Source organism: Nocardia fusca NBRC 14340 (assembly GCF_001618425.1).
Taxonomy (GTDB): domain Bacteria; phylum Actinomycetota; class Actinomycetes; order Mycobacteriales; family Mycobacteriaceae; genus Nocardia; species Nocardia fusca.
The window spans coordinates 23,060-35,766 of record NZ_BDCU01000071.1 but is presented as its reverse complement, the minus strand read 5'-3'; the positions used below and the strand labels follow the sequence as shown (position 1 = coordinate 35,766).

2 protein-coding genes are annotated in these 12,707 nt (G+C 68.8%); both read left to right on the top strand.

Annotation, left to right across the window (positions count from 1 at the left end; all coding sequences use genetic code 11):
* Positions 1-16 precede the first annotated feature (16 nt).
* Complete coding sequence (locus NF4_RS35330; protein ID WP_063131740.1) at positions 17-10,879, top strand: type I polyketide synthase; 10,863 nt, start codon at positions 17-19, stop codon at positions 10,877-10,879.
* 423 nt (positions 10,880-11,302) lie between these two features.
* Positions 11,303-12,256: an oxygenase MpaB family protein gene (locus NF4_RS35325; protein WP_063131739.1), complete on the top strand. Its 954-nt coding sequence runs from the start codon at positions 11,303-11,305 to the stop codon at positions 12,254-12,256.
* Positions 12,257-12,707 lie beyond the last annotated feature (451 nt).

Below are 12,707 nucleotides of genomic sequence, written 5' to 3'. Positions count from 1 at the left end.
GAGCAGGAGTTCCATCATGGTCGACAACGACGTGCTACGCCGGTATCTGAAGAAGACCGCGCAAGAGCTGTACGAGACCAAGCAGCAATTGCGCGAGCTCACCGATGGGTCGGCCGAGCGTATCGCCATCGTCGGTATGGCCTGCCGGTATCCCGGTGGCGTGCGAACCCCCGCCGAGCTGTGGCGGACGGTTGCCGGCGGTGTCGACGCCATGGGGGACTACCCGGCAGACCGGGGGTGGGATCTGGCTCGGCTGTACAACCCCGACCCGGGCGTGCCCGGCACGGTCTACACGCGACACGGCGGATTTCTGGACTCCATCAGGGACTTCGACGCGGCCTTCTTCGGGATCGGTCCGCGAGAGGCGACCGCGATGGATCCGCAACAGCGACTGATGCTGGAGGCCTCCTGGGAGGCTTTGGAGGACGCGGGTATCGACCCGGCGTCACTGCACGACAGCAAGACCGGTGTCTTCGCGGGAGCGATTCACCAGTACTACGGTCCCCGTATCGGTTCGCCCGGTATGAGCGCCGAAGCGGAAGGTCACCACTATCTCGGTGGTTCGGACAGTGTGTTGTCCGGTCGCATCGCCTATACCTTCGGATTCAAAGGCCCGGCGATAACGATCGATACGGCGTGTTCGTCGTCGTTGGTGGCGCTGCATCTGGCTTGTCAGGCCTTGCGTCACGGCGATACGGAGCTCGCCTTGGCAGGCGGGGTGACCATCATGTCCGATCCGTCGCTGCCGATTGCTTTTGCCCGCCAGCGCGCCATGAGCGTCGACGGCCGGTGTAAGGCGTTTGCGGCAGCTGCGGATGGGACCGGTTTTTCCGAAGGCCTCGGGGTGCTGGTGCTGGAACGGTTGTCCGACGCGCAACGGCTCGGCCACCCCGTGCTGGCGGTGATCCGGGGCAGCGCGGTGAACCAGGACGGCGCGAGCAATGGGCTGACCGCGCCGAACGGTCCGTCACAGGAGCAGGTGATCGCGCAGGCATTGGCGAACGCCGGGTTGACCCCGGCCGATATCGACGCGGTGGAGGCGCACGGTACCGGCACGATGCTGGGGGATCCGATCGAGGCCCGGGCACTGATCGGTGCCTACGGCGCGCGGGACGGCGGGACACCGTTGTGGCTGGGTTCGCTCAAGTCGAACATCGGTCACACGTCGGCCGCGGCGGGTGTCGGTGGCGTGATCAAGATGGTTCAGGCTCTGCGCCACGGGTTGTTGCCGAAGACGTTGCATGTGGATGCGCCCACACCTCATGTGGATTGGTCGGCGGGCACGGTGCGCCTGCTCCAGGACAACGAGCCGTGGCCCGCGGGGGACCGGATCCGGCGGGCCGGCGTCTCGTCGTTCGGTGCCAGCGGCACCAACGCGCACGTCATTGTCGAGGAAGCACCGGCCGACCCGGTCGACGCGGAGTCCGAGCAGGTCGTGATCGCAGGACCCAGCGCAGCGGAGGCCATTCCGCTGGTGCTGTCGGCCAAGTCGGAAGCGGCTCTGCGCGCACAGGCGGATCGACTGCGGCAGTGGATGGTCGGCGATCCCGACGCGAATGTGTGGGATATCGCGCACTCGCTGGTGACCTCGCGGGCACTGTTGGACCGGCGCGGCGCGGTCGTGGGACGGGACCGCGCCGAGCTTCTGTCCGGTCTGGCCGATCTGGCGGCCGGTTCTCCCGGTGTGATCGAGGCCCGTGCCGATTCTGCCAAGACGGCGTTCCTGTTCACCGGCCAGGGTTCGCAGCGGGTCGGTATGGGCGCCGGCCTGTACGGTGCCTTCCCGGTGTTCGCGGCGGCATTGGACGAGGTGTGTGCCCAGTTCGACCCCTTGCTCGGGCGGTCGTTACGTGAGGTGATGTTCGCCGGCCCCGGGAATGTGCTGGACCGGACGGAATTCACGCAGCCGGCATTGTTCGCGTTCGAAGTCGCGCTGTCCCGGTTGCTCGAATCCTTCGGTGTGACGCCGGATCTGCTGATCGGCCATTCGATCGGGGAGTTGGCAGCCGCCTATGTGGTGGGCGTGTGGTCGCTGTCCGACGCCTGTGCCCTGGTCGCGGCGCGCGGCCGGTTGATGGGTGCGTTGCCGGCGGGCGGGGCGATGCTGGCGGTGGCGGTCGCGGAAAGTGCTGCCGCGCAAATCGCCGCCCGGTTCGACGGCCGGGTGTCGATCGCCGCCGTGAACGGTCCGTCCGCGACTGTGCTGTCCGGTGACACCGATGCCATCGAGGAGATCGAACGAGGCCTTCGGGCCGAGGGCGTGCGGACGAATCGGCTGCGGGTCGGCCACGCCTTCCATTCGGCGCGGATGGATCCGATATCGGCGGAGTTCCGAGCGGTTGCCGAGGGCATCGCGTATCGGTCGCCGCGGCTACCCATCGTGTCGAACGTGTCCGGTGCTGTCACCGGAGACGCGGTGACCGATCCGGAATACTGGGTGCGCCAGATCCGGGGTTGTGTCCGGTTCGCGCCTGGTGTGGACACGCTCGTCGCGGCCGGTGTCCGACGGTTCGTCGAGGTGGGGCCGGATGCGGTGCTGGCCGCGATGACGCGGAGCTGTGTGGCCGGAACACCGGATATCGAGTCGGCGTCGACCGTGGTGGCGGCCGCCCGTCGCTCGACCGGGGAAGTCGCGCAGTTCGTCACATTGCTGGCACAGGCGCACGTCGCGGGCGTGCGGGTGGATTGGACGCCGGTATTCTCCGGTCGCCGAGCTCGGCGAGTGCCGTTGCCGCTGTATGCCTTCCAGCACCGCCGCTTCTGGGTCGATCAACAGACAGTCGATACGCAGCGCAACGCCATGGATCATCCGATCCTGACGGGCGTGGTCGGGTTGGCGGGCACCGATGAATGGCTGTTCACCGGCCGCTTCTCCGTGCGTACCCATCCGTGGATCGCCGATCACATGTCCCACGGGGCGGTGGTGCTGCCGAGTGCGACGCTGATCGAGCTACTGCTCGTCGCGGGCCGTCGGATCGGTTGTGCCGCGGTCGCCGAACTGACCTTGCTGGCACCGGTATCGCCGGCCTTCGACGACGAGGTCGAAATGCAGGTTCTGGTCCAGGCCCCGGACGATCTCGGGCTGCGCCGGTTCGAGATCCACGTCCGAACTTCGGCCGACCGCGCGTGGACACACAGCGCCACCGGCGCCCTCGCCGGCCGGGCGGGCGGTGATTCGGGTTTGCTGACGAGATTGCAGGATGAGCAGTGGCCGCCCAGCGACGCCGAACCGTTGGACGTCTCCGGGCTGGTCGAACGGATGTCCACCGACACCGGGCTCCAGTACGGCCCGGCGTTCATCGGAGTCCGCTCTGCGTGGCGCCGCGGTGACGCGGTCTACTCGGAGGTCGCCCTGAACACCGAGGCGGCGGCGCGGTCCGAACAATTCGATGTGCATCCGGCGCTCTTGGATATCGTTCTGCACGCCGGCGTTTCCTGGTTGATCTGCCGTGAGTTGGAGCCCGATCCGGACATCGGCTGGCTCTTGTTCCGGTGGGGAAATGCCCGCTTTCACCGGTCCGCCGACGGCAATTGGCCAGCGGAACTGACCGAGCTCCGGGTGATGGCTGTGCCCAACGGGGTGCACACCATTTCGGTCGCCGCTGTCGACCGGGACGGTAACCCGATTGTTTCGGTGGACGCGATGGCGGCGCGACCGTACCGGCTCGACGAGATCGGCAGCACCGTGTCCAGGGATACGGCGGGCTTGTACGAAGTCCGGTGGCAGCCCTCCGCACCGACGGCACTCGACCGTCCCATCCCCGAACCGGCAGTGCCGGCGGCCGACCCCGAGAGCCGGATCGATGTGAGCTTCGCGCCGGTTGCCGATGTGGTGGCAGCCGGTCGGGTTCCGGATGTCGTGGTGTGGCGAGCCACCGAGCGGGCCGATAATTCGCATGACGATCCCGAAGCAGTGCGAACGCGGGTACATGCGACCTTGGCGGTGCTGAAATCCTGGCTCGCCGAACCGAAGCTGTCCGAGGCGCGGTTGGTGGTGGTCACGACCGGTGGCGCGGGTTTGCCCGGTGAGGTGCCGAATCTCGCCGCGGCAGGCGTGTGGGGTCTGGTGCGTAGTGCTCAATCGGAGAATCCGCAACGATTCGTTCTGATCGACGAGGACCCGGCCGAAGTGCTGGACGCCGAGGGGATCATCGCCGCCGTGTACACCGGTGAACCACAGGTCGCTGTGCGCGATCGGGTGATCCGGGTACCGCGGCTGGTGCGGGCGGAGCCTGCGCGGGACACCGGCGAATCGCCGTCCTTCCAGGATGCGACAGCGCTCATCACCGGCGGTACGGGCGGTCTGGGCGCGCTGTTCGCGCGCCATCTCGTGCTCGAGCACGGCGTGCGGCGGCTGGTGCTGACCTCACGGCAGGGATCAGCGGCGCCGGGTGCTGCCGAATTGGTTGCCGAGTTGGCGCGGGCGGGCGGCCGGGCCGAGATCGCCGCATGCGATGTGACCGACCGCGACGCTGTGCGGCGTCTGCTGGACACCATCGATCCGGCCGGCGACTTGATCATCGTGCACGCGGCCGGGGTGGTGGACGACGGGACCATCGCGTCTCTGAGCGATGCGCAGGTGGATCGGGTGCTGGCGCCGAAGGTAGCGGGAGCCTGGCACCTGGATCGGTCTACCCGGGATCGAAACGTCGTGGCGTTCGTAGGTTTTTCGTCGGTAGCGGGTCTGTTGGGAACAGCCGGACAGGGCAATTACGCCGCCGCGAACATGGCGTTGGATGCCCTGGTGCGGCAGCGGCGGGCCGCGGGTTTGCCGGGAACCGCGGTGGCGTGGGGACCCTGGCACCAGGGCGCCGGGATGACCGGCGGTCTGGATCGGGTGGCCCTGGCCCGATTCGCGCGGTGGGGGCTGGGTCGGCTTGCCGACGCCGAGGGTGTCCGGCTGTTCGACGAAGCCGTGCTCCGCTCGGACGCCGCATCGACGGCAATGCGGTTCGATGCGAACGCGGTGCGCCGTACCGCTGATATCGACACGATTCCGGCGGTTCTGCGTGGTGCTCCGCGGCAGCCGCGGAGCACCGGTGTAGCCGATTCCTCGGCGAGCCGCTCGGCGTCCGGCCTGCTGGGCGGGCGGCTGGCAGGTGTGCCGGCGGCCCGCCATGGTGCGATCGTGCTCGATCTGGTCCGGGAACAGGCCGCCGCGACGCTCGGCTTCGACTCGGTCGATGACATCGGGCCGGAACAGCGCTTCGACGAAATCGGCTTCGATTCGCTGGGCGCGGTGGAGTTCCGTAACCGATTGGGTAAGGCCACCGGGTTGTCGCTGCCCTCCACGCTGGTGTTCGACCACCCGACTCCCGCAGCGGTGGCGGCGGTGGTGCACTCGCGGATCGAGCCGAACACGCACAGCGCACCCGAGCAGGCGCAACGGCGGGTGCGAGTCGACGAGCCGATCGCGATCGTGGGTATGGCATGCCGGTTCCCGGGTGGGGTCACCTCGCCGGACGAGCTGTGGGAGCTGGTGGCCGCCGGAGTCGATGCCACCGGTGCGTTCCCGTCGGATCGCGGGTGGGATCTGCGGCGACTGTTCGATCCGGACCCGGACAAGCCCGGTACGGTCTACACCCGCCGCGGCGGGTTCCTCGACGATGCGGCGGAGTTCGATCCGGGGTTCTTCCGGATCGGCCCGCGCGAGGCGTCGGCCATGGACCCGCAGCAGCGGATGCTGCTGGAGGTCTCCTGGGAGGCATTGGAGAACGCGGGCATCGATCCTGTTTCACTGCGCGGCAGCGATACCGGTGTGTACGCCGGCGCCAGCTCCTCGGATTACGACCGCCGGGTTACCGGTGAGCTGGAGGGCTATCGGCTCACCGGCAATACGAACAGTGTGATCTCGGGCCGGGTGGCTTATACCTTCGGTCTGGAGGGACCGGCGGTAACCGTGGATACCGCGTGCTCGTCGTCGCTGGTCACGCTGCATCTGGCCTGTCAGGCGCTGCGTCAGGGGGAGAGCTCGCTGGCGCTGGCCGGCGGGGTGACCGTGTACGGCAGTCCGTATCTCCACATCGATTTCGCGCGCCAGCGTGGCCTGGCGCCCGACGGACGGTGCAAATCGTTCTCCGCCGACGCCGACGGCGTCGCATTCGCCGAGGGCATCGGCGTACTGGTGCTGGAACGGGTCTCCGACGCCCAGCGCCTGGGGCACGACATCCTCGCTCTCGTGCGTGGTACGGCGGTGAACCAGGACGGTGCGAGCAATGGGTTGACCGCGCCGAACGGTCCCGCGCAGGAGCGGGTGATCGCGGCAGCGCTGGCGAATGCGGGGCTGGCCCCGTCGGACGTGGATGCCGTGGACGGTCACGGGACCGGGACGACCCTGGGCGACCCGATCGAGGCGCAGGCGTTGCTCAACACCTACGGGCAGAACCGGTCCGGGGCACCGCTGCGGATCGGCTCTGTCAAATCGAATATCGGACATACGGTGGCTGCCGCGGGTGTCGCCGGTGTCATCAAGATGGTTCAGGCGATGCGGCACGAAACTCTTCCGAAGACGCTGCATGCCGATGCGCCGAGCCCGCACGTGGACTGGTCGGCGGGTGAGGTCCAGTTGCTCACCGAGGCGCAGCCGTGGCCGCGCGCCGGTCGAATCCGCCGCGCCGGGGTGTCCTCGTTCAGCCTCGGCGGCACCAATGCACATGCCGTCCTGGAAGAAGCGCCGCCTCGTCGAGTTCCGGTGTCGTCGGCGGCAGCCGCGGACCGGACCGGCACTGCCGTGCCGGTGCCCTGGGTGATTTCGGCGAGTTCGGAGTCGGGTGTGCGGGCACAGGCGGATCGGCTGCGGGAGTGGGTGCTCGCTCATCCCGAGCTGGACATGTGGGATATCGCGCATTCGCTGGTGACCTCGCGGGCCCACTTGGATCGGCGTGCGGCCGTCGTCGGCCGAGCACGCGAAGAGCTGTTGACCGGACTGGCGGCGGTGGCGGCGGGTTCGCCGGGCACGATCGAGGCGACGGCGGGGTCGGGCAAGGCGGCGTTCCTGTTCACCGGTCAGGGTGCGCAGCGGTCCGGGATGGGGGCCGGTCTGTACGCGGCCTTCGGCGTATTCGCGGCGGCGTTCGACGAGGTGTGCGGCCGAATCGATCCACTGCTCGACTGTTCGCTGAAGGAGGTGGTGTTCGAGCAGCGTCACGCGGCGCTGCTGGATCGCACCGAATTCACCCAACCGGCATTGTTCGCATTCGAGGTGGCCTTGTTCCGGCTGCTGGAATCGTTCGGTGTGCTACCGGATGTGCTGATCGGGCATTCGATCGGGGAATTGGCGGCGGCCTATGTCGCGGGCGTGTGGTCGTTACCCGACGCGTGCGCCCTGGTGGTGGCGCGTGGGCGGTTGATGGGAGCCCTGCCCGGCGGTGGGGCGATGCTGGCGGTCGCCGCGTCCGAGGACCGAGTGACGACGGTGCTCGCGGAGTTCTCCGGCCAGGTTTCGCTGGCCGCGGTGAACGGTCCCTCGGCGATGGTGGTGTCCGGGGAGCAGTCGGCGATCGACACGATCGCGGACAAGCTTGCGGTGGAGGGTGTACGGACCAACCGACTGCGGGTCGGTCATGCATTCCATTCGGGCTTGATGGAGCCGATGCTCGACGAGTTCCGGACGATCGCCGAAGGGTTGACCTATCGGGAGCCGTCGCTGCCGATCGTGTCGAACATTTCGGCGGCCCTCGTCGATACCGGGATGACCGACCCGGGCTACTGGGTCGAGCAGGTGCGAGCGTGTGTCCGGTTCGCGCCGGGCATCGACACCGCGGTCGACGTGGGCGTGCGGCGATTTATCGAGATCGGACCGGATGCTGTGCTGTCCGCGATGACCCGGCAGTGCCTGGCCGGGACTCCCGAGGTCGAGAGCCGCTCGACGGTGGTCACGACGGCTCGACGTTCGACCGACGAGCCGACCCGGTTCGTGTCCGCGCTGGCGCAGGCCCACGTAGCGGGGATCCGGGTGGACTGGGTGACGCTGTACGCGGGTCGCGCGATATCGCGGGTGCCGTTGCCCACCTACGCGTTCCAGCATCAGCGGTATTGGCTGGAACCGGCAGCCCAGGCGGCGCCGAACGCATCCGGGCACCCGGTGGTGACGGAGATCGTGCGGATTGCCGGCAAGGACGAGTGGATGCTCATGGGCCGGCTCTCCCGGCGGGCCCATCCCTGGCTCGCGGACCACCGGAGCTATGGCGTCATGGTCGTGCCGAGCACCTCGATGCTGGAGGCACTGTTGGCGACCGGACCCCGGTTCGGCTCCTGCGGCGTGGACGAACTCACCTTGGAGGCCCCGATCCTCGCGCCCGAGGACGGGGATATCGAACTTCAAGTGCTGGTCGACGAGCCGGACGAGACAGGACGGCGGCACTTCCGTTTCCACCATCGGGCCGCCGGTGCCGATGAGTGGGTACGCAACGCCAGCGGAGTCCTGGCCGGTACCCGGCCGGCGACGGAGCCGCTGATGGAGCGGCTGCGGGCCGAACCGTGGCCGCCGCGCGCCGCCGACCCGATCGATCCGGAACGGATCCACGCGCAGATCGAGGTGGCCGCGGGCCTTGAATATGGGCCGGCTTTCCGCGGCACCGAGCGGGCGTGGCAGCGCGGCGACACCGTTTTCGCCGAGATCATTCCGGCCGCCGACTCGGCGGGTTTCGTGCTGCACCCGGGCCTGTTCGACGCTATCGGGCACGCCGGTCTCGCCCGGCTGATGTGGCCGGAGCGCGGGCACGATCCGGACCGGGGGATGCTGGTGTTTCGCTGGGGCGGTGCGCGCTTCCACGATGTCGCCCGGCCCGCGGCGGTGCGGGCGATCATCACGTCGAAGGGGGCGGACAGTATCGCCATTGCGGCGATGGACTATAACGGGAACCCGGTCGTCTCCGTCGACGAGGTCGTTGTCCGGCCATACGATGTCGCCCGGTTGCGTGACTCCCGGCCGACCGGTGATATCGGGGCATACGAGCTCCGGTGGCGGCAGGTGGACACCGTCTTCGCCGGTCCTGTCTCCGAGGGGATCGCCGCTCTCGGCCCGATCTCGGTTGCCGGTGTACGGGAGCGATATCCGGACCTCGGTGCCCTGGCAACGACTGTCGCCGCGATACCGGAGGCGGTGGTGTGGTCCGTAGTCGATGCCGCGGCTGCCCGAAACGATGACATCACGGCCGTCACGCACGCCGTAGCGCGCTCGACGCTCCATATGCTCCGGGGGTGGCTCGACCAGGATGTCCTGGCGCGAACCCGGCTGGTCGTCGTGACCCACAACGCCGCGGGACTGCCGGGCGAGACGCCGGATCTCGCCGGGGCTGCGGTATGGGGGCTGGTTCGCAGTGCGCAAACCGAATACCCCGGCCGGATCGTGCTGCTCGACTGGCAGTCCTCGCCCGACACCCCGCCGCTGCCGAGCGACACCGTGCGGACGGTCCTCGCCACCGATGAGCCCCAGCTGGCTGTCCGGGGGGACACGGTGCTGGTGCCGGAACTGGTGCGGCGGCAGGCGTCCGCCGCGACGAGGCCGTCCTTCGGTTCCGGCACCGTGCTGATCACCGGAGGTACCGGCGCGCTCGGTGGGCAGCTGGCCCGGCACCTGGTTACCGAACACGATGTCCGGCATCTGCTCCTGGTGTCCCGTAGCGGCGCCGCTGCCGAGGGTGCGGCGGAATTGGCCGCGGAACTGACCGAGCGCGGGGCCGAGGTGCGCATTGCGGCCGGTGATCTCGCGGACCGGCGGGCCCTGCGCGCACTGCTCGACTCGATCGAGCCCGAGAAACCCTTGACGGCTGTGGTTCATGCGGCGGGCACGCTCGACGACGCGACGATTCGAACGCTCACTGACGACCAGCTGGCTCGGGTGCTCGAACCGAAGGTCGACGCGGCGTGGAATCTGCACGAGGAGACGCGGGGCGCGGATCTTTCGGCGTTCGTGCTGTTCTCGTCGATCGCCGGTGTCTTCGGGTCCGCGGGCCAGGCCAACTATGCCGCCGCGAACAGCTTCCTGGACGCATTGGCCGCGCGGCGTCGTGCCGAAGGTCTGCCCGCGGTGGCGCTGGACTGGGGTCTGTGGGAGCGGCCCGGAGCGGGATCCGGTGGTATGGCGGATGCCGTGAACGAAGCCGGAGTCGCACGACTGGCCCGGCTGGGTATGCGTCCACTGACCCGGGCCGGCGGCCTTCGATTGTTCGATACCGCGGCCGGCTTCGGATCGGGCCCGACGGGCGTTTCGGCGCTGGTTGCCGTCCGCCTCGATATGAACTCCCTGCGACGGGAGGTCCACGCCGGCGCGGTCCCCGCTCTGCTGCGCGGGTTGGTAGCCCGTTCGGAGCGCAACGCGGCGAGCGGGACGCGATCACGCGGTTTCGACCTGGACCGAATACCGGAAGCCGAACGAGAGCAGGCCGTTGCCGACCTGGTTCTCGAGCACGCCGCAGCGGTCCTCGGTTACGCGTCGGCGCGCGATATCCGGCCCGACAAGGGGTTCGACGATATGGGCTTCGACTCGCTGGGTGGTGTGGAATTGCGGAACCGGCTTTCCGAAGCCACCGGCCTCCGGTTGCCCTCGACGCTCGTATTCGACTATCCGGCGGTGACCGAGTTGGCCCGATATCTGCACGACCGGCTGGCCTCGGCCGGTACTGCGCAGACCCCCGCGGCCGACCGGTCCGCGCCGGGGGCCGCACCCGGCGACCTCGCCCGTCTCGAGGAGCTGGTGGACCGCGTGCTGGCCGTGGCGGGCGACGACGAGACGACCGTTGCCGCCCTGCTCGGTATCGGCGACCGGCTCCGCGCCCAGCTGGGCGAGCGCGGGCAGACCGACGAGTACGACGATCTCGCCGCGCATTCAAGTAGCGAGCTCTTGGCCTTGGTCGAGGAGGAGTTCGGCCCTGCATGAGCAACGAGCCACGACACGACGCTGCATTGGCAGTCGGGAGGCGCGCGATATCACCGGAGCGCCCTGGTCGCTGTCGCCGAGGTCAGGTACCCGCCGGCGGGTGCCGGGGACGTTCGCCTCCGGCGCTGACGAACCGGAGTTGCGGAAGGGCCGGTTCCGCGGGTGCGCCCGCGCCGGAGATCTCGGGCCGGAGACAGGGAGGCGCCGGTCCGGAATCCCGGGCGATGATCGGTCAGGGGTGCGCCGGCGTCGGCGACCCCCGCGGCCCCGGTACCCGAGTCGCGGCAGTCCGGGCCGGCTCGTCGGCTCGCCGCCGGATCCGAGCGTGCTCGGCGGCCGCGGGCGTAGTACTGCGGGAACTGCGGTGATAAACTGCAGATGAGAATCATTTCTTCTTCCTGTCCGAGATGACGAGGTGACGAAATGACGACCCACGCGACTGCGCACACCGCCGAGTCCGCCGACCCCCGTGTCCGGCCCGAAGTGCTGCGGGAGTTTCGCAAACATTCCGGCAGTGTCCTGGCCGGTGCTTTCGCCGGTGCCGCTTTCGACGAGGTGGCGTTGGCTCCGGTCGCCGCCGCGGTGGACCGGACCGGCCGGTTCGAGGAGAACTTCACCGATCGCACTGTCCGCGGTGGTGCGTCCGCGATGATCGCGCTGTGGGGTGATTCCGACGACCGCCGGGCCGAATCGGAATGGCTGAAACTGCGGCATCGTGATGTGCGTGGTACCGGTTCGGCGGAATTCGGCGGGGTGGAATACAGTGCGCTGACTCCTTATACCTGGAAATGGGTCGCGGTCAGCGGAATCTTCATGGTGCTCAATACCTTCACCTACTGCACCGGCACGGAATTGCGGCCAGAGGAAGAGGAAGCCGCCTATCAGCTGCTGCGCGGGACCTTCGTGGATCTCGAACTGCCCAGCGCGGCCGGCAAGTTCCCCGCGGATCTGGCCACGGCACGGCAATACTACGACACCATGGCGACCGAGGAACTGGCCGAGAATCCATTTCTGGTCGAGAAATTCGCGGCCCTGACCAAGTTGCCGTTGCCGACCTCGAGGTTGTCGCCGTTGGCGCGACGGGCTCTGACCCCGCTGTGGCTGGTGATCCGGCCGGTGATCGGGCACGTGATCCAGGTGTGTTCGTCCAAGGCCATGCATCCGGCGGTGCAGGAGCTGACCGGTTTCGAGCTGAAGCCGCGACACGATCGGGAATTCGCGATCTATGTGCGGCTGCTGCGGTGGGCATGGCACAACCTGCCCGACCGGTTGCTGCTGCAACCGCTGGCCTACAACCGCTTTCAGTACGAGAAACTCGTGCATACCTTGCGCGGGTTCGGGCTGGATTCGTTCGCGGTTCCCGAAGACCGGCGCTGAGCGGGCGGGCGAGGTCGTGACCATCGGATACCGGGCCCGCGGTGCCGGTGACGGCCCTGCTGCGCCCAACTACCGCGGACGCCGGCACTCACGGGCCCTACAGGTCAGCGCTGACCCGGCTCGGAGGAACCGGCCCATCCGCGCAGTGCAGGGGACCGGCTCGGCGGTCCCGCCGCCGAGAAGATAACGGCCGCCGAGGTAGACGGCGGTGACCGCGGCGTCGTTGCGGTTCACCGTCCGGGAGAGGGTGACCGCCCTGAGGGGTGCGCCGGCGCCGCGGCGGCTGACCCGGCCGGGGTGGGGTGCAGCCGACCAGCCGATCGCGATCATTCCCGCCGGCGAACCGCGATCATTCCCGCCGGCGAACAGTGGCCCGGCCAGGGGGCTGCGCGGCCGGCCATCGAAGACTGGATCGGTGCCGGGATGGTCGTTTCCGCTCTCGCCGAGGCAG

Excerpts from the sequence above, each read along its gene's own strand:
- NF4_RS35330 (WP_063131740.1), top strand. The coding sequence starts at position 17 with ATGGTCGACAACGACGTGCTACGCCGGTATCTGAAGAAGACCGCGCAA.
- NF4_RS35325 (WP_063131739.1), top strand. The coding sequence starts at position 11,303 with ATGACGACCCACGCGACTGCGCACACCGCCGAGTCCGCCGACCCCCGT.